The sequence below is a fragment of the Cellulosimicrobium sp. Marseille-Q4280 genome (assembly GCF_943181405.1).
Lineage (GTDB): Bacteria > Actinomycetota > Actinomycetes > Actinomycetales > Cellulomonadaceae > Cellulosimicrobium.
On record NZ_CALPBY010000001.1, the window covers coordinates 110,272 to 128,773 of the forward strand.

The following is an 18,502-nucleotide window of genomic DNA, read 5'->3' on the forward strand; positions in this document are numbered from 1 at the left end:
TCGACCGCACCGGCGTATCGACGGCGAGCTACGCCGTCGGGCGCTCCCACGGGAGGTGTGCCGTCACGACGAACCGGCCGTCGTCGACCCCCGCGCTGAACGTGCCGCCCACGGTCTCGCAGCGTTCGCGCATCCCGACGATGCCTGCGCCACCTCCGGGGATCCCCGTCCCGCCGGCGGTTGCGCCCGGGTCGCCGAGCAGCGGCACGTCGCCGTAGGGGTTGAGGTCGCGCGTCAGGGCGTTGCGGACGGTGATGTCGACGCCGTCGCCGGGCCGAGCACGCACGTCGACCTCGGCCCGCGCGCCGGGCGCGTGCTTCATGACGTTGGTCAGTGCCTCCTGCACGACGCGGTACACGGCTCGTGTCAGGGCAGGCGGCGCGCCGTCCGCGTCCGTCACGAAGACCGTCGCGGCGAGGTCCACCCCGCTCGCGCGGGCGTCGTCGAGCAGTGTCGCGAGATCGCCGAGCGCCGGCGCCGACCCCGTGTACTGCTCGGAACCGGCGCGCAGCGACGTGATGAGCGCGCGCATCTCGTCGAGGGCGCGGTGCGCCGACGAGCGCATGGTGCGAGCGGCGTCCACGACCTCCGGGTCGTCGGTCGTCACCTCGAGCGCGGACGCCTGGAGGGATACGACGGAGAGGTTGTGCGCGACGGTGTCGTGCATCTCGCGCGCGATGAGCTCGCGCTCGTCCTGGCGGGACAGCTCCGTGCGGAGCTCGTCGGCCTGCGTGCTGAGCACCTCGGCGCGGTGGGTCTCGACGGCGGCGACGCGCTCGGCGGCGTCGGCCTTGCCCACGTAGCGGCGGACCAGCCCGGCACCCATCGACACGGCCAGGAGCAGCACGCCGAGGATCACGTAGCCGATCGGCTCCAGGTACGAGCGCTCGACGGTGCCGGTCGCCACGGAGGAGAACATCACGGCCTCGCCGTCACGCGAGGCGTCACGCCAGAACGACGCCCCGACGGAGAGTGCCGTCGCGACCGCGCACCCCGCGATCACGTGCCATCGCCGCTCGCGTGCGACGACGAAAGGCAGCGCGAGGAGCGGCGCCGCGGCCCCGACCGGTGTGAGGATCCCGGCGGCGGCCGTCGACAGGCAGACGACGACGGCGTGCCGGTCCCGCCAGACCACGGCCGTCGCGATCCCTGCGACAAGGACCCACCAGAGCACGGTGGCCGCCATCTGGGGCCCGGACACCTCGCTCCCGTGGCGCATGGCGTCGAACGACGTGCTGAACATCCCGACGGAGAAGGTCACCACCACCGCGGCGACGGTCCCGAGGACCGAGAGCACGCCCAGCGCCGACGACGGTCGGCGCTGTCGACGCGGGCCGGGCACGGGTGCGTGACCCCGTGAGGCGGGGTACGGCGTCGGGCCGTACGAGGGGACGACCCCGGACTGGTGGGCCGAGCTGCCGGTGTGGGGTGACCAGCCCGCCGGTGGAGTGCCGTACGGCTGAGGCGTGCCCCGAGCACCGTGCGGGCCCCCGGCCGGCGGTGTGCCGGGCTGCGGCGAAGGGGGGTACATGGCGCGAGCATATGGCCGCGCACCGACGTAGCGGCTCGCCCGTTCGGCTCGTCCTGACCGCCGCAGACCCACCGATCGGCTGGCCCGGACGAGCCGGGCGGGGGATCCGGCGGCGTGCTCGCGAAGAGCACGATCTTCGGAGAACGCCAGCACGGCGGCGCCGACGAGCGGCGACGTCGAACCCACCGCAGGAGGCCACGATGTCCGCACCCACGCCCCACCCGCAGCAGCCCGGTCAGCCCCAGCCGTACACGACGCCCCACCACCCGGGCGCTCAGGGCCAGCCCGCCCCCCAGCCCGCCTTCGCCGCGCAGCCGGGGTACCACCCGCAGCCCGGTCACGCCCCTCAGCAGGGTTATGCACCGCAGCCCGGGCAGGCGCCGTACGCCGGCCAGCCGTACCCCCAGGGCTACCCCACCCAGGGTGCGCAGCCGGGCGTCCCGACGCCGCCGCGCAGGTCCTGGTTCGCGCGCCACAAGATCCTCACCGGCCTGGGCGTCGTCGTGCTCGTGGCGATCATCGGGGGCGCCCTGGGTGGCGGGGGAGAGGACGAGCCGACGGCGACCGCCGTGGCGAACGAGGCGCCGGCGGAGAGCGCAGCACCCGAGGGGGAGGCGCCGGAGCCTGCGCCGGAGGAGCCGGCAGAGGAAGCTCCGGCAGAGGAGCCCGCGCCCGAGGTGCCGGCGACGCCGGGCATCGGCACGGCCGTGCGCGACGGCAAGTTCGAGTTCACCGTGACGTCCGTGGAGACGGGCGTGCCGAGCGTCGGTGACGAGTTCCTCAGCGAGCAGGCGCAGGGTCAGTACGTGCTGGTGCACATGACGGTGACGAACATCGGCGACGAGGCGCAGATGTTCGACGGGTCGAGCCAGGAGCTCACCGACACCGTCGGCCGCACGCACTCCTCCGACGGCAGCGCGGCGATCTACCTCGGGGACGCGAACAGCTTTCTCACCGACATCAACCCCGGGAACTCCGTCGAGGGGACCGTCGTGTTCGACATCCCTGCCGATGCCGTGCCGGCGTCGATCGACCTGCACGACTCGTTCTTCTCGGGCGGCGTCGAGGTCGCGCTGGGCTGACGCTCACCGGGTGAAATCTGGACATGTGTCCAGAATCCAGCACGACCAAGAGATGGCCACCAGACGATCCAGCGAATGATCGCAGAAGGCGACGGCTGGCGGCAATGGCATGGCGCACTCACGAGATCAGCCCGTGTTCAACCATCCGGTGGTCATGTACCCGCCCTGCACGTTAAGGAATGTGTGATGACCACTTCTTCGTCGGGCGTCGTGCCGGCTCGTAGGGTGAGCGCAGAGATCGACCGCCTGATCACCGAGACGTCAGGCGCGGAGCGGGGGGCCTCATGAGTGTCCACGTGCCCACGTCCTCGTCGGAGGCGTCGGGAGCACGGCGAGAAGAGGCGCCCCGTCCCGCCGCATGGCCCGCTCTCACCGCGCTCGGCGCGGCTCTGGCAGCTGCCGTGACGGTCGTCGTCGCCGCGACGACGCCGCACTCGGACGTGCGGCTCTGGGCCTCGATCGTCGGCTACGCGTTGGGAGCCGTCGTCGTGACCGTTCTGGTGAGCGTTCACAAGAGCAAGGACAACCGGTCCCGTCAGCACCCGGAGTTCCGTCCCCGCCCGCTGTGGGACACCGTGCTCCGCGTCGCGCTCGTCCTCGGGCTCGTTGCCGCTGCCGGGGACGCCTACCTCCTCGCGACGGAGGTCTCGAAGTGGTGAGGGGTGCACGCGCGCTGGCGGCTGCTCTGATGGCGGCATCCGCGCTGGTGCCTTTCGGTGCAGCGACGTCGGTCGCGTCCGCTCCGAGCGCGCATCCTCGGACCGCCGCAGTGGCCGCCGCCGAGGCCGCCGATCTCAGCGCCCAGGGCGCGAAGGCGTTCGCCGACCTCTCCGCGTGCGTCGCGGCGAACGGGTCGCTGCTCGCGACCGTCGTGGTCGACGAATCAGGAAGCCTGCAGCAGACGGACCCCGAGGACCAGCGCGTCGGTGGGGTCGAGGCGGCGATCGACGCACTGGCCGGTCTCGAGAGCTCCGGCGGTGCCGAGCTCCGGGTCGAGGCCAATCTCGCCGTCTTCGGCTCGGAGTACACGGAGCTGGTCGCGTGGGGATCACCGTCGGGCGAGCACGGCCAGGAGCTGCTCGACGCCGCGTCGGGTGAGCTGCCGTGGCACGACGGGGGCCGGCTCACGGACTACCGGGCCGCACTGCGCGAGGCGCAGTCCGCGATCGACGTGCGCGCCGACCAGATCGGCGGGCCGACGTGCAAGGCGATCCTGTGGTTCACGGACGGGAAGCTGGACGTAGGAGACGAGGGTGCGGGCGAGGCCACGGCCGCGGCGCGCGAAGAGCTCTGCGTGCCGCAAGGCATCGTCGACGGTATCCGGGCGTCCGGGACGACGATCATCGCGCTCGCGCTCTTCACCGAGGGTGCGGAGGGTTCCGTCACCGAGGCCGACAGGGAGCAGCTGCGCGCGATCGCCGAGGGCACCGCCGCGGGCGGTGTCACCTGCGGAACGACGCCCATCCCGTCTACGTCCGCGTCCGGTGCGTATCTGCGCGCCGACCAGCCGGACGCGCTACGACGTCTGTTCAGCGGCGCCGGAGCCCTCATCCAGGGCGGCACACCGGCCGGCTCGGTGCTGTGCCCGGGCGAGGAGTGCACCGACGGGGTGCTGACGTTTCCCGTGGACCCCGCCGTGGGATCGGTTCGGCTGATCTTCGAGACCGAGGACGGTGCCGACCCCGTGACCCTGGTCGCCCCCGACGGCGAGGAGACGGTTCTCGCTGCGGGAGAGGCGGCGCTCCCCGCCGCCGAGGTCGCTACCTCGAGCCGGTCCGGTCTCTTCGTGACCGACGTGGTCCCGACGTCCGGAGCCGCCTATGGCGAGTGGCGTCTGGTGACCGACCCGGAGCGCGTCACCGTGATCGACCTCTACTACTTCTGGGGCGCCGAGCTCGCGGTCGACGCACCGGACGGACTGGTCCTGGGCGAGCAGAGCGAGGTCGTCGTCTCCGTCCACGGGCCCGACGGCACCGCGCTCGACCCGAGCCTGCTCAGCTCCGTCGCCGGGGACGTGCTGGTCGACGGCGAGCCCACGGAAGCCCGGGCGCAGGGCGACGGCACCTTCGCCGTCACCGTCGACCTGAGCGGAGGGGAGGCCGCCTCGGAGATCCAGATCGGTGCGACCGTGAGCGCGACGAGCGCCCCGAACGAGATCGCTCTCGGCCCGGTGACGGCGCAGACCACGCTCCCCACGCAGCTGCCGCCGTCGTACCCGACGTTGGCGACGTCGCGACTCGAGCTCGAACCGCTCGTCGGCGACGAACCGGCGACGGGCACGCTCACGCTCACCGGGTCGGACCGCGGCGACACGCAGGCATGCTTCGGCGCAGCCGAGCTGGCGGGGCCGCCGGACGCGGGGGCGCTGAGCCTCTCCGTGCCCGAGTGCGTCGACGTTCCCGCTGCCGAGACCGTCGACGTCGAGGTCGCCCTCACGTCAGGACACCCGGCCGACGGCGTCGTCACCGGGAGCCTGCCGGTCACGCTCTCCGGCGTCGACGCCGCGGAGGACGTGACCCTGGCCGTGCCGGTGTCTTCGACGATGAGCCGGCCCGTCAACGAGCTCGCGCGCTGGGGGATCGTCCTCGGTCTCGTCCTTCTCGGATTCCTCCTCGCAGCCGTCGTGGGCTGGATCGGTCGCCGGATCTCCGACCGGTACCCGCTCGGACCCGACGTCCGGTCCGCCTCGATCCCGGTCGAGGTCACCGCTGCGGGTGTCCGACGTGCCGGCGGCGGTGAGCTGGTGCGGCTCGACGACTTCGGCCAGCGTCTGCGCCAGCCGCACGCAGTGGCCGGGTTCGAGACCGACGGGCTCGCCTTCGACCGGTACGGCTCGTGGTGGCCGTGGTCGTCGCTGCACGGACGGGTCCGCGCGACGTCGGGCGCGATCGTCGTGACCGACGGCAAGCACGCGCAGACCCTGGACGCCGAGGCCGCGACAGCGCCCGTGGAGTTTCCCGGTACGCAGCAGTTCTACCTCGTCGTCGACCCGGCGCCCGTCCCCGGCGCCAGTGCGGTGGCCGACGCAGAGGGTCTCGTCACCGGGCGGATCGTCCTGCTGGCCGACACGCCGCACGGCATCCGGCCGGCGGTCGTGGCGTGGAGCGAGGCGCTGCGCGACTTCCAGGAGTGGGCGTCGATCGTCTCGACGGTCGAGGGCGCGCGCGCCGCGAGGGCTGCGGCCGGCGTCGACGCCGCCGCACCTCGACGTCGCGACCGCGGATCTCGCAGCGTGCGGGGCGGGCGGCAGCCGGCCGCCACCACGCCGGCAGATCCACGGACTCGTGCCGCGGCGGTGCCGGGAGGCGACGAACCCCCGACCCTCCTCGGCAGGCCGGACGGCTCGAGAACCTCGGTTCCGCCCGAGCCCGGTCCGGGCACGGACCGGCCGGCGTCCCCACGGCCTTCCGACACGCGGAGCGCCGCACAGTCGCCCGGCGCGACCGACGACGGGCCTCCGCCCTCCCTGTTCTGAGCGTCTCAGCCCCCGACCATCCAGAGGTGTCCACCATGCTTCGTCCCTTCCTTCTCGTCGGCGTCGGCGGTTCCGGCGGCAAGACGCTGCGTGTCGTGCGCGAGGACCTCGAGCGTCGCCTCGCACAAGCGGGCTGGACGGGTGACTTCCCGGCAGCCTGGCAGTTCGTGCACGTCGACGTGCCGACCCAGGCGGACGGCAACGACCCCGACCTGCCCGCGCAGCTCCCGGACCGCGACTACCAGGGCCTGGTCGCGACCGGGGTCGACTACCGCACGATCGACACCGCCCTGCTCCAGGGCGCCCGCGACACCCTGCGGGACGCCGTCGCGACGTGGCGTCCCGACCCCAACAAGGTCAACGTCCCCGCGTCCAAGGGCGCGGGGCAGTACCGCACCCTCGGCCGGATCATCACCATCGCCGGGCTGTCGCGCATCAACGAGGCACTCCAGCACGCGCGTCGCGCCCTGAGCGGCGCGGAGGTCGTCGGGGAGCTCGCCGAGGTCACCCGCAAGCTCGGCGGAACCACCTCGCCGAACGCGGGCGAGCCGACGGTGATCGTCGTCTCCTCGATCGCCGGTGGCTCGGGGGCGGGCGCCGTCATCGACGTGTGCGACGCGATCCGCTCGCTCTCGGACAAGTGGGCGGACGAGTCGGTGGGCCTGCTCTACGCCCCCGACGTCTTCGACTACCTCGCGCCCGAGGCGCGTCGCGGCGTGCGACCCAACTCGCTCGCGACGCTCGCCGAGGTGCTCAACGGCTTCTGGAACAGCAACGGCCCGTCCGACGCGACCACCGAGCTGTTCGCGCGCAACGGGGTCGCGCTCGGTGCCGCGCGCCGGTCCGGCCCGCGATACCCCTTCCTCGTCGGTGCCCGCAACACGAACGTCGCGTACAGGACGCAGAACGACGTGTACCGCGCGCTCGGCCGGTCCGTGGCGTCGTGGGTCGCGAGCCCGACGCTGCAGGACAGCATCACCGGCTACCTCCAGGGCAACTGGGCCAACACCGCGCAGGCGGTGTCCGACCGCCTGCCGCTGCACTCGCAGGGCACGGAGACACCGTTCTCGGCGCTCGGCTCTGCCCGGGTCGGCCTCGGTCGTGACCGGTTCGCGGACTACGCCTCCGAGCACCTGGCACGGTCCGTCGTCGAGCGCCTCGTCGGCCAGCACGAGACGCTGCGCCGCAAGGACGACGACCGCCCCGAGAAGCAGCTCGTCCGTGACACGGCCGACGACGTCTTCCCCGGATTCCTGCGCCAGTCGCGGCTCGACGAGCGCGGCGAGGAGAACAACGCGCTCGTCGACGCGCTGCGCCCGTCGGGACAGGCCGACGACGCCCATGCCCTGTCTGCGCAGATCCTCGGCCGGATCCAGTCCGACATCCCGCCGAAGGGGGAGAAGGTCGAGAGGCTCCGGCAGGCGGTGGTCAACGCGGTCAACGACAGGGCCGCCGCCTTCGCCTCGACGCAGCGCGAGGCGCGCTACGCCCAGGCTCGGGTCTGGGTCGCCGAGATCCAGGACCATCTCGCCGACCTGGTGGCGAAGCAGGTCGCACTCAGCGGCGCGCCGGTGACCGAGCAGGTCCTCCACCGGCTCACGGCGGAGCTGACCTTCGTGAAGGAGGAGCTCAAGCAGGAGGCGTCCAAGTACCGCCGCTGGGCCGCCGACGTCGCGCAGCCGGTCGCCCAGGCGCTCAACGACCCCGACGGGACGACCGTGCTCGCCACGACCGAGGCGCTGCGCTCGGCGGTGCGCGGGGCCGTCAACACGCTGCTCCTGCAGGCCGAGGCCGACGTGCGCGACCTGGCGCTCGCGCTGATCCCGGACCTGATCGACAACCTCGTCGAACCGCTCACCGCAGCCGTGCGGGCCGCGCACGAGCGACTCGCCGTCGAACGACACGACGCGGGCTCCGCCGTCGGGAGCTGGCCCGAGGGCGACGTCGTCCCGATCCGGCTGCGACCGGCGCCCAACGAGTTCCTGCTCGACCCGCCCGACGAGTACCCGGCGATCCTCGCGCAGCTCGTCGGCCGCACGACCGGGTCCCCCGACCCGCGTGACGCGCGTCGCGACGCGGAGATCCAGGTCCTGCTCGACGCGGATGAGATCGACGGGACGCACCAGGGTCTCGTACGCCGCACCGTCTCGTGGGTCCCGCGGGACCACCTCGTGACCGGGTCCGTGACCGCGGTGCCGACGCGAGCCGCCTTCGACGTCGAGGCGCGCTCCAGCCAGGTGCTCTTCCGGGCACGGACGTGGCTCGCCAAGGAGGGGACCGCCGTCGGCGGCTACATGGCCGAAGGGCTGCGGGACTACCTGAACCCCGACAAGGTCTCACCGACCGAACTCGACAGGAGGCTCAACCGCTTCGAGGGGCAGCTCGTCGCCGCGCTCAACGCGGCGGAGCCGCTGGTGTCCATCAACGCCTCCGTGCTCGTCAACGTGCACGGCCGCCACGAGCCGGCTTTCCTCAGCAAGTTCGGCGAGATCCCGCTCCCGGACAAGTCCCAGGGACGCGGTGTGGTCAAGCGTGTGCTGGAGTCCCGCGGGCAATGGACGGGCGACATCGAGAAGGCGTTCACCGACGGCAGGGGCGGGTTCATCGACGTCTTCACGCACCTCAGCGAGCCGTACGAGCCGGTCGTGTTCGACTCGCTGATGCGTCCCATCGCCGCGGACTGGGGGGCGAAGAACAAGGCCGCCGATTCGCGCGCCGAGTTCTGGCGCTGGCGGCGCTCGCGTCCGCTCAACGAGTTCCTGCCGCTCTCGCCCGACGTCCTCGATGCCATGATCCGCGGCTGGTTCGTCGCCGGCACGCTCCAACAGCTGGAGCTCGCCGACGACTCCGCGTCGATCTACGTACCCGCCGACGCGGGTGTGGGCGGCAAGATCATGCCGTTCCCGTCGCCGACGCTCCGCAACCTCGCGATCACGAGCGCGGAAGGACTCCCGGTCGTGCTCGAGTCGATCGTGCTCGCGCTCGTCGACGTCAACGGCCAGGAGTCGCTCACGCCCGTCCTGCCCTACACACGACTCGTCGTGCTCGGCGGCGGTGGCGGCGTCGCCGGTGACGAGGAGGGCATGAGCGTCGAGCTCAAGCGCTGGGTCCTCGACGGCGCGAACCGTCGTCCGGAGAAGGCGGCGCTCGGCGAGGGGTGGGAGGACCGCCGCAAGGCCGCCCTCGACCGCCTCGATCGGCTGCGCACCAGCTACACCCAGCACTTCGAGAGCATCGCGACGCGGAACGAGGCGCTGGAGTTCCCGCCGAGCTACGACCTGCGCCACCAGATCCTCGCGGCACTCGGTGATCTGCACCGTGCTGTGGAGACCATCGAGACCGCACCGGCAGGAGACTTCGGATGGGCCTGAGCGACCTGACCGTGTTCGTCGTCGCTGACGACGATCGCTCTCGCGACGTGCGTGAGGCGATCGCCGCCTGGACCGTCGAAGGCCTCGTGGACCCGTCCGTCTGGGTGTCTCCGCTCGACCTGGCGGTGATGCCTGCGGGCCCGCCGCGCGTCGAGGGCGAGTATCTCGGCGCCGACGAGCGGTCGACGGACGACCTCTTCCGCATCGTCGGGCGCCGGCGGCGGAGCACGGTCCGCGTCGTCGTCGGCCAGCTGATCGGGCTCGACGGCGCCCATGACGAGGCGCTCGTCGAGACGGGCCGTCTCGTCGCCCGAGCCCTGAGCGACGCGATCCCCCGCACCACGGACGGCAACGGGTACGGGACCTCCTTGCGCTGCCTCAACGTCGTCGTCCCCGTGAGCGGCGCGAGCGGTGTGTCGTCGGAGTGCCTCATCGGCGGGTGGGACGTCAACGTCGTCGTCTCCGCCGAGGACCGGCCCGACGTCGATCGGGCGAGCACGTACGTCCGTGACCCCGGGAACATCGCGGGCCACGCCGCCACGGCGCTCGCGGCGTGCGGCGGCGTCCTCACGGGGATCGACGAAGGAGTCCTCGACGTCCTGGGCGCGACCTCGTCGACGTCGAACGGCGTCGAGGTCCAGCTGCTCCGGGTCTCGGTACGCGCAGTCGTCGGGCAGGACATGGAGAGCCGTCTCGCCGTGCGGGCGCTCGCGGCGGTCGAGGACGAGCCGCTCGGTGCAGGGACCTTCGTCGAGTGGGGACGCCTCGCCGCCGACCCGCAGCGCGTCGTCGCGGACATCACCGACAATCTGCTGCGCTCGGATCCCTGGGGATCGGGACGGCCGGCGGGCGTCCGGAGCGTGACCCGTGCCCAGACGGCACCGTGGGACGCGATCAAGGAGGCGGTCCGCTTCGACGTGGGAATGTTCCCCACCGTCGTGCGCTGGATCGCCGGTCGCAAGAAGGCGGAGCTGGAGGACCGGGCCACGGCACTCGTCGTCGGTGAGGACGGCGACACGCAGATCCGCTTCGAGCCGGCGTCGCCGGACCGGATCGCCGCCGATGCCGCGCGGCACCTCCACCAGGTCGACCAGCGGGCCCACGACGCGGAGATCGAACGCGAGTCCGCGGCGGTGGCCTTTCCCGATCCCGGCTCGTGGGGCGCCCTGCGGGACGTCGCGTTCGCCGCCGTGGACGGCGGGGCGTTGCCGGACGCCGTGCCTGAGCCGCGGTACGCCGGTGTGCGGGAGATCCTCGCGCCAGGGCGCGTCGTCCCGGACGTGCTCGACGTGTTCGTCACCTCGTCCGGAGTGCGGCTCGTCCCGAGCGACCCGGTCGCCGTCCGGTCGTACCGGCTCGAGCTCGGTCATCGGATCCAGTCCGCTCAGCGGGCGGTCGTGCCGGGCGAGCCGGACGCGTCGTCGGATGGGGGTGGCGTCGAGCCGTCGCCCGCTCAAGCCCGCAAGCACGCCGACGCGGAGGCCCGTCTCGAGCGGCTGGGCGACGAGCGCGACCGGCTCGACGCCTGGATCGGAGGGGCCGAGCAGTCGGTCCTGTGGCTCCTGGCCGACGACATCGGGCGGCGACGCTTCGACTACGCCGGGAAGCAGGTCGCGGCTCGAGAGCGCATGACGACGGAGGTGCCGCCGCACGAGGCGCTGGTCCGAGCGAAGAAGCGCCTCACCGGCTGGTGGTACACCATCTGCGGGACGTGGTTGCTGGCGCTCCTGGTGGCCGCGGCGTTGCTCGCCGCCGGGGAGTCCACGGAGATCTGGGACTGGGTCGCCTGGCTCGGTGGCATCAGCGTCGTCGCGGTCGTGCTCCTCGGCGTCGGCAACCACCGGTTCTACAAGGCGGTGCGGACCTACGAGTGGGACCTCGCCACGACGGTGCAGCGTCGACAGCGGACGTCGGAGGAGATCATCTTCTACGGGCGGGAGTCGCGTCGCCTCGGTCAGCTGTACGGCACCTTGGTCGACTGGATCGCGATCATCAGCTGGGTGCTCCACCATCCGACCGGCAAGGTCGTCGAGCAGGCCGACGACGTGGACGACGAGGTCGTCGGGACGCTCCCCGCGGCGTTCGGTGTCGCCCGGACGGCGTCCGAGGACGACATCCCCGAAGGGACCGTCGTCCAGGCCGTGCGCAGGTTGCACCCCGTCGGCTGGGCCGCCGGCGACTTCGACCAGGCGTACGACGCGTTCCGGTCGACGCTCGCGTCCGACGGAGACACCGGGTTCATCGCTGCCGACCTCGACACCATCGCCGGCCCGTTCAACCCCAGACGGCTGCTGCTGAAGTTCTTCGCGGAGGGAGAGGCGGCGACGGCACTCACCGGCCGCGCCGTCGAGACGTTGCGTCGCACGGTGCACGACGAGCTCATCGTCCTGCCCACGAGGCGTGTGACTCGTCTCGGCCCCCACACGGAGGACGTCTCCATGCCGGAGCCTGTCTTCTACGAGGCCGCGACGCGCAGTGCCACGACCTTCGTCGTCGACATGTTCTCGCCCGCCGGGATGACGGGACGCAAGCACTATGCCGCGAGGTCCGCCGCGTGGCTTCCACGCCTCGCCCGGGCGAGCGGTCGCGTCGACGGCATCGAGTCGAGACCGTCCGGAGCCGACGTCGCCCTGCGCGCCGACGTCTCCGACCGGTTGGCGCTCGAGGAGCTGCGGCTGTTCAGCCGTCCTACAGCCCAAGAGGCACGTCCGAAGGCTGCGGTGACGGTGGACGACGGCGTCACGCCGTCCGACGCCGTCTTCCACTGAGAGGGGTATCGCGCATGTCGCGCGCACGCGTGATCGGACTCGTCGGGCTCGTGCTCTGCGCCGCGCTGGGACTGACCAGCGGGCTCCACGGGGCCGTCTTCATGGCGTTCCTCTACCTGGCGATCAGCGCGGGGTGGGGGATCGTGCGGGGTCGCACGTGGTGGGGTGCGATGCCGCGCGCGGTCGCCACCGGGTGTGCCGGCGTCGCACTGCTCCTCGCCGTGGGCGCGGCCGCGACGGCGCCGTCACCGGCTGACACCATTCCGCAGGCGACGACGTCCTCGCCGGTGCCATCGGGTGCCGTGGAGACGACGACGCCGGTACCCGAGAACTCCACGGAGCCGGTGGAACCGAGCGAGGCCGCGACCGAGCAGGCGGAGGCTCCGCAGGCGACCGACACGGAACCGGTCGCGGCCCCTGGCTCAGCGCTCGCAGCGGTGGGCTCGCTCGACGTCAAGGGCCGCGCCCCGCGCACCGGCTATGACCGCGATCTCTTCGGTCAGCGGTGGGCGGACGTCGATCGCAACGGCTGCGACCAGCGCAACGACGTCCTGCGCCGGGACTTCACGAGCTTCACGATCAAGACCGGTACTACCGGCTGCGTCGTGGCCACCGGCGTGTTCGCCGACCCGTACAGCGGGACCACCATCGACTTCGAGCGCGGGCAGGGCACCTCGGAGGCGGTGCAGATCGACCATGTGGTCGCCCTGTCGGACGCATGGCAGAAGGGGGCGCAGCAGTGGGACTCCGTGACCCGGGAGCTGTTCGCGAACGACACCCTCAACCTGCTGGCGGCGGACGGGCCGCTCAACCAGCAGAAGGGTGACGGCGACGCGGCGTCGTGGCTGCCGCCCAACACCTCGTTCCGCTGCGAGTACGTGGCGAGACAGGTCGCGGTGAAGGTCGAGTACGACCTCTGGGTGACCGAGGCAGAACGGCGCGCCATGATCGACGTGCTCTCCGGGTGCCCGGAGGAAGGCCTGCCGGTCCCCGTCGTGGTGGAACGCGCGGAGGAGCCACCGGCGGAGGCGCCCGCTGCGCCGCCCGCTGCGCCGCCCGCTGCGCCGCCCGTCGCACCTTCCGAGAGTGGCGGTGCGTGCCCGGTGAAGGGCAATCACTCGTCGTCGGGCGAGTGGATCTATCACGTCCCGAGCGGGGCCTTCTACGACGTCACTGACCCGGAGGAGTGCTTCGCCACTCCGGGCGAGGCGGAAGCTGCCGGATACCGGGCGTCCAAGCGCTGATACGGCGTCGCGGCCGTACGCCCACGGGTTGCCGGCCGGAAATCGGAATCACCTAGGGCAAGGACGAGTGGTTCACGTACGCGCAGCGGTGGTTCGAGCTCTGGTCGGCGAAGAGCCGGGAGCCTCGTCGGAGCCGGGGGGCGAGCGCGCCGACCGAACCTGTTGCCGGCCACAGGCAGAGACGCGCGAGAATCGCCTCGTGTCGCCCGAGTCATCGCCGCCCTACCCGCGTCCCACGCCGGCCGAGCTCGCCGCTGCACGCGACAGCGAGATCGACGACTGGCTGCGCCCCGACCTCGACGTGCTGTTCTGCGGCATCAACCCGGGCCTGTACTCGGCGGCCGTCGGGCTGCCGTTCGCCAACCCGGGCACCCGGTACTGGAAGGCGATGCACGCGGCCGGCTTCACCGACCGCGTGCTCGGCCCGTGGGAGCGCGACGTGTTCCTCGACGCGGGGCTGGGCATGACGAACGTCGTGCGGCGCGCGACGGCCCGCGCGGACGAGCTCGCGCCCGAGGAGATCGTCGACGGCGGTCGTCGGCTCGTGGAGACGGCCGAGACGTGGCGCCCGCGCTGGGTCGCGGTGCTCGGGCTGGGCGCGTACCGCACGGCGTTCGGCGACCGCCGTGCGACGACGGGCCCGCAGGAGCAGCGCATCGGCCCGGCGCGCGTGTGGCTGCTGCCCAACCCCAGCGGGCTCAACGCGCACCACACGGTCGCGACGCTCGGGGCGGTGTACGCGGAGCTGCGCGAGGCGGCGGGGCTGCCGGACCGCCGTCGGGCCTGACGCCGCGCTCCTGGCGGGGCCTGGCCCGGCGCAGCCGGCCGCCGCGGGGCCTAGCAGTACCCGCCGGCCCGACCAGCCTGCCGACCAAGCGGCCCGACCAGCCCGCCCGACCTCCGGACCGGAGCGCGCGAGCGCAACAGGGCGTGCCTACCGTCGACAGCATGGACGCCCAGGGAACCGCTCAGGGGTTCTTCGACCGCTACACGCGAGCGCTGCTGGACCGCGACGAGGAGGCGCTCGCCGACCTGTACGCCGTGCCGGCGCTCATCGCGTTCCCCCAGCAGTCGCTCGCGGTGGCCGACCGCTCGCAGACCGCCGCCTTCTTCTCCTCGGCCTTCGGCCAGTACGAGGGCGTCGAGGACACGAGCGCGGACATCACGGTGATCGCGGAGGCCCCGCACAGCATCTGGGCGGACGTCACGTGGCATCACGACAACGGCATGACGGAGCGGTTCGTCTACCAGCTCCTCGACACCGGCGACCGCTGGCAGATCGGCGTCCTCACGCCGCTGCCCACCGACTGACGATTGCCGTCACGCCCCGCCCGGCGTCGGCGACCGCCAGCCCATGACGCCGTCGAGCGCGCGCGTCCCGAGCGACGCCGCCCACGTCCCGGCCGCTCGCGCCCCGAGGTCTCGGGCGCCGGTCAGCACGGGCGACGTCCATCGCGTCGGGACGGCGACCTGCGCGGACAGTTTCATGACTTTCTCGACCCGCGGCCGTCGCTCGGCCGACCACTCCTGCAGCGCCGACGCGACGTCGAGCCCACCCGACCGGCGTGCCGCCGAGGCTGGCACGCGCGCGCCCAGCACCACCGCGTCCTCGAGCGCCTGGCACCCGCCCTGCCCGACGTTCGGCAGCATCGCGTGCGCCGCGTCGCCGACGAGCGCGACGCGTCCGGTCGCGAGCGTCGCCGGGGGAGCGGGCAGGCAGCGGAGCGCGTGCCGCAGCGTCTGCGCGGGGTCGACGGACGCGAGCAGCTCCGGGATCGGCGCGTGCCAGTCGGCGAGGCGCGCGCGGAGCTCGTCGAAGGACTCCGGCACGCCCGCCGCGTCGGCGACCGAGACGTAGGAGTACACCCGACCGTCGGCGAGCGGCACGATCCCGACGACGATCCCGCGGCCCCAGGTCTCGCCCCCGACGATGTCCGTCCGGGCCGGAGCGACGAGCCGCCACGCCGTCGACCCACCGTGCACGGGCCGCGGCGCGTCCGGCCACCACCGCGTCCGGGTGGGCGAGTCGATGCCGTCCGCCGCGACCACGAGGTCGGCCTCGACCTCCTCGCCCGACGCCGCGGCGTCGGGCGCGTCCGTCCCCGCCGGCCCCGCGCCGTCGCGCACGTCTCCTCCCGCGGGACCCGCGGCGTCGGCCACGTCCCCACCTGGCGACCCCGCGGCGTCGGACACCCGGACCACCGCGGGTCGCCCGCCGTCCCCGGCGTGCACGACGGCGGCGCTCGTCCCGAGCCGCAGCGCACCGTCGGGCAGGGCGTCCGCGAGCATGCCGACGAGCTGCGCGCGGTGCAGGACGAGCGTCTGGTCGCCGAACCGTGCGCCGGCGTCCGCCGTGTCCGCGCGCACGAGCCACCGGCCGTCGGGGCGGCGCATGCCGACCTCGCCCTGGAGGGTCGACAGCTCGCGCAGCGCGTCGCCGAGGCCGAGCGCGCCGAGCGCGCGCACCGCGTTGGGCGCGACGGCGATCCCGGCGCCGACGGGCTCGAGAGACGTCGCGCGCTCCAGCACCGTGACGTCCCAGCCGCCGCGCGCGAGCGCGACCGCGGACGCCAGCCCGCCGATGCCGCCGCCGATCACGACGGCCCGCGCGGTCACCGTCGTCCGTCCTGAGGTGCAGTCACCCGCAGACCGTACCGTCCGCCACGGCGCCTCCACCCCGACTCCGTCGGTGGTCGATATCGCAGTGTTTGCTCTTGCCCGAATGTGTTGACTCGTGTGCGTTCGCCAGGGACACTCAGATTCCCAGGGACGACGCTGCCCCGGGGACACCGCCCCTCACCGTCGAGAGGACACCGATGAGGCCACGCGCCCGGTCCACCCGTTCCCTGCCCTCGCTCGCCGCGCTCGCGACGAGCGCTCTCGTCGCGCTCGGCCTCGTCGCGTCCGCGACGACCGCCACCGCGGCCGCCCCGAGCACCGCGACCACAGGGCCCGTCGCAGCGCAGGCCGCTGCCGACGCGACGCCCGTGATCGCACCCGTGATCGACGACAACTTCCCCGACCCCGACATCCTGCTCGTCGACGGCGTCTACCACGCGTACGCGACGAACTCCGGCGGCGACAACGTCCAGCACCGGACGTCGACGGACCTCGTGACGTGGACCGAGCAGCCCGACGCCGCGCCCGAGCTCGGCGCCTGGGTGGGGGAGTGCAGCTTCAGCCCGGGCGGCGCGACGGACCGGTGCGTCTGGGCGCCCGAGGTGGCCGCGGTGGAGGGCGGCTACGCGCTCTACTACACGGCGCGCGACGCGACGACGGTGCGCCAGTGCATCGGCCTCGCGCTGTCCGACACCCCGGACGGACCGTTCGTGCCCGTCGGCGACGACCCGATCGTCTGCCCCAACGGCGAGGACGGCACGCAGGACCTCGGCGGCGCGATCGACGCCGGCACGTTCCACGACGGCGACCAGCTCTGGCTGCTGTGGAAGGCCGACGGCAACTGCTGCACGGGCAAGACGGCGATCATCTACGCCCAGCCCCTCTCGGCCGACGGCACGACGCTCACCGGTCCGGCGACGGAGCTCATCCGTGTCGACCGCGCGAACGAGGGTCGCGTCGTCGAGGCGCCGACGATCGTCGAGCGCGACGGCACGTACTACCTCATCTACTCCGCCAACGACTTCTACGGCGGCGCCTACCGGACGGCCTACGCGACGTCGGACAGCGTGACCGGGCCCTACACCAAGGCCACCACGGAGCTCATGACGAGCGACCGCTTCCGGGGCGACGTGCGCGGCCCGGGCGGCCAGGACGTCGTGACGACGCCCGACGGTGGCACCGCGATCGTCTTCCACGGCTGGAACGAGGCGTTCACGTACCGCGCGATGTACCTCAGCGACCTCGAGTGGTCGGAGGACGGCGTGCCGTCGGTCGCCGCCGCGTCCGACCGCTACCAGGCCGAGGACGGCGTCGTGACGAACGCGCGCGTCGTGCAGGACGGCAGCGCGTCGGGGCTCGCCAAGGTCGGCGGGCTCGACTTCGCGGACAGCTCGATCACGGTCGAGGTCTACGCCGAGGAGGCCGGCCCGGCTCTTCTGGGCGTCCGGTACGCGAACGGCTCGACGGACGGCGCCGAGCGCGTGCCGTCGACCCACACGATGACGGTCAACGGCGAGGACGCCGGGACCGTGACGTTCGCCCACACGACGTGGGGGAACTGGCAGACGGTCGAGCACGTCGCCGAGCTGGACGCCGGCTGGAACACCGTCACGCTGACCCGTGCCACGTTCTTCGCCGAGATCGACGCGATCGACGTGTTCCCCGTCCTCGACGAGCCGCGGACCGTCGTCCCGCCGGTGATCCCCGACGACGCGACGCGGTACGAGTTCGAGGACGGCGTGATCGTGCGCGGCTCCGTGGGCACCGCTGCCGGCGCGTCGGGCGGCGAGAAGGTCGGCGGCCTCGACTTCGCCGACAGCTCCGTGACGCTCCAGGTCCAGGCCGAGGAGGCGGGGCCGTACACGCTCGCCGTGCGGTTCGCGAACGGGTCGGAGCGCGGGGGGTACACGCTCTCGTCGACCGACTTCGTCACCGTCAACGGCGAGGACGCCGGGGTCGTCACCTTCCCGCACACGACGTGGGGCAACTGGCAGAGCGTCGAGCACGACGTCGAGCTCCAGGCCGGGCTCAACACCGTGACCTTCACGCGCGGCACCTGGTACACCGAGCTCGACGCGCTCGACGTCTACCCGCGCGAGGAGCCGCCGACGGAGATCGACGTCGCGGTGACCGCGCAGACCCGCTGCCTCGGCAACGCGGCCTTCGTCGCGGTGCGGGCGACCAACGACGGGGACGAGGCGCTCGCGCTGACGCTCTCGACGCCGTTCGGCGACAAGAGCTTCGCCCAGGTGGAGCCCGGCAAGAACGCGTACCAGTCCTTCAAGGTGCGCGGCACGGGGGCGGCAGGGGAGGCCACGGTCACCGCGACCGCCCCGGACGGGACGTCGCAGACGTTCACCGCGGCCTACGACGCGCCGAGCTGCGGCGCCTGACGCAGCCGACGAGCACTAC

At 72.9% G+C, this 18,502-nt stretch carries 11 protein-coding genes; 9 read left to right on the forward strand and 2 right to left on the reverse strand.

What is annotated here, in order from left to right; genetic code table 11:
• Window positions 1-28 precede the first annotated feature (28 nt).
• Window positions 29-1,342 (reverse strand): sensor histidine kinase, encoded by a 1,314-nt coding sequence (locus tag NFS20_RS00400; protein ID WP_251149784.1) that lies wholly within the window; start codon window positions 1,340-1,342, stop codon window positions 29-31.
• A 389-nt stretch (window positions 1,343-1,731) separates the two neighbouring features.
• Here NFS20_RS00400 and NFS20_RS00405 point away from each other — a divergent pair, with 389 nt between their 5' ends.
• The 8 genes from NFS20_RS00405 (at window position 1,732) to NFS20_RS00440 (ending at window position 14,782) form a co-directional block, all read left to right on the forward strand.
• Window positions 1,732-2,613 (forward strand): DUF4352 domain-containing protein, encoded by an 882-nt coding sequence (locus tag NFS20_RS00405; protein ID WP_251149785.1) that lies wholly within the window; start codon window positions 1,732-1,734, stop codon window positions 2,611-2,613.
• Between the two features lie 284 nt (window positions 2,614-2,897).
• Window positions 2,898-3,272 (forward strand): hypothetical protein, encoded by a 375-nt coding sequence (locus tag NFS20_RS00410; protein WP_251149786.1) that lies wholly within the window; start codon window positions 2,898-2,900, stop codon window positions 3,270-3,272.
• A gap of 110 nt (window positions 3,273-3,382) precedes the next feature.
• Window positions 3,383-6,088, forward strand: coding sequence for a vWA domain-containing protein (locus tag NFS20_RS00415; protein WP_251149787.1), 2,706 nt, complete (start codon window positions 3,383-3,385; stop codon window positions 6,086-6,088).
• 35 nt (window positions 6,089-6,123) lie between these two features.
• A complete protein-coding gene (locus tag NFS20_RS00420) occupies window positions 6,124-9,459 on the forward strand; it encodes a tubulin-like doman-containing protein (RefSeq protein ID WP_251149788.1) in 3,336 nt (1,111 codons plus the stop codon).
• On the forward strand, window positions 9,450-12,227 hold the full coding sequence (locus NFS20_RS00425; RefSeq protein WP_251149789.1) for a hypothetical protein: 2,778 nt from the start codon (window positions 9,450-9,452) through the stop codon (window positions 12,225-12,227). Before NFS20_RS00420 ends, NFS20_RS00425 begins: the two co-directional genes overlap by 10 nt.
• Window positions 12,228-12,241: 14 nt before the next feature.
• Window positions 12,242-13,471 (forward strand): GmrSD restriction endonuclease domain-containing protein, encoded by a 1,230-nt coding sequence (locus NFS20_RS00430; protein ID WP_251149790.1) that lies wholly within the window; start codon window positions 12,242-12,244, stop codon window positions 13,469-13,471.
• 199 nt (window positions 13,472-13,670) lie between these two features.
• Complete coding sequence (gene mug, locus NFS20_RS00435) at window positions 13,671-14,258, forward strand: G/U mismatch-specific DNA glycosylase (RefSeq protein WP_251149791.1); 588 nt, start codon at window positions 13,671-13,673, stop codon at window positions 14,256-14,258.
• A gap of 161 nt (window positions 14,259-14,419) precedes the next feature.
• The gene (locus NFS20_RS00440) at window positions 14,420-14,782 is read left to right on the forward strand and encodes a DUF6841 family protein (RefSeq protein WP_251149792.1); all 363 of its coding nucleotides are present in this window, start codon (window positions 14,420-14,422) and stop codon (window positions 14,780-14,782) included.
• 9 nt (window positions 14,783-14,791) lie between these two features.
• Here NFS20_RS00440 and NFS20_RS00445 read toward each other — a convergent pair whose 3' ends face one another.
• The gene (locus NFS20_RS00445) at window positions 14,792-16,087 is read right to left on the reverse strand and encodes an FAD-dependent monooxygenase (RefSeq protein WP_251149793.1); all 1,296 of its coding nucleotides are present in this window, start codon (window positions 16,085-16,087) and stop codon (window positions 14,792-14,794) included.
• A 200-nt stretch (window positions 16,088-16,287) separates the two neighbouring features.
• Here NFS20_RS00445 and NFS20_RS00450 point away from each other — a divergent pair, with 200 nt between their 5' ends.
• Entirely contained in the window at window positions 16,288-18,483 is a 2,196-nt protein-coding gene (locus NFS20_RS00450) for a family 43 glycosylhydrolase (RefSeq protein WP_251149794.1), read from the forward strand.
• The last annotated feature ends 19 nt before the right edge of the window (window positions 18,484-18,502 follow it).